General features: G+C 76.7%; 1 protein-coding gene and 1 pseudogene. Both read right to left on the bottom strand.

Features of this window, described 5'->3' with window-relative positions; genetic code table 11:
- A partial coding sequence (locus AOK09_RS41425) for a protein kinase domain-containing protein (protein ID WP_407675443.1) occupies positions 1–272 on the bottom strand: 272 nt, incomplete at its 3' end.
- Positions 273–334: 62 nt separating this feature from the next.
- A pseudogene (locus AOK09_RS27700) lies at positions 335–602 on the bottom strand (PQQ-binding-like beta-propeller repeat protein); the annotation flags it as partial.

Raw genomic sequence — 602 nt, 5'->3', positions numbered from 1 at the left:
TCCTCGGCGATCAGGTCGGCGAGGCTCAGGCCCGGCACGCGCTGCATCACCAGGTAGAGCTCGTCGCCGTCCTCCCCCGCGTCGTAGACGGTGACCAGGCCGGGGTGGTCGAAGCCGGCCGTGACCCGGCACTCCCTGCGGAACCGCCGTCGCAGTTCGGAGCGGGCGGTCTCGGAGCCGTCGCCGGCGGCCAGCGCCAGATCGGTGCGGAGCAGCTTCACCGCGACCCTGCGGTCCAGCTGCTCGTCGTAGGCCGTCCACACCTGGCCCATACCGCCGTGGCCGATCTTGTCGGCGAGGCGGTAGCGGCCGCCGACCAGCCGCTCGGGTGCCGTCACCGGCCGCCGCCCGGTCGGGGGTCACGGGTGCCGTCGCCGGCCGCCTGGCGGCGCAGCAGCTCTCCGAGCTCGCGCAGCTCGGCCCTGGCCGCGTCGTCCGGCTGCGCGGTCTGCGGCCCTGGCTGCGTCCCCACGTACGGCTGGGGCTGCGACGGGAGGTACGCCTGCGGCTGCGGCTGGTAGGCGCCCGGCTGCTGGTAGGGCGCCGGGTAGCCGTAGCCCGGGTACGGCGGCTGGGGGACGGCCTGCGGCGGGGGCCCGGGC

Origin of the sequence: Peterkaempfera griseoplana (assembly GCF_001418575.1) — a bacterium.
Taxonomy (GTDB): Bacteria; Actinomycetota; Actinomycetes; order Streptomycetales; family Streptomycetaceae; genus Peterkaempfera; species Peterkaempfera griseoplana.
The sequence above is the reverse complement of the archived record's forward strand: the minus strand, read 5'-3'. Positions and strand labels throughout refer to the sequence as shown.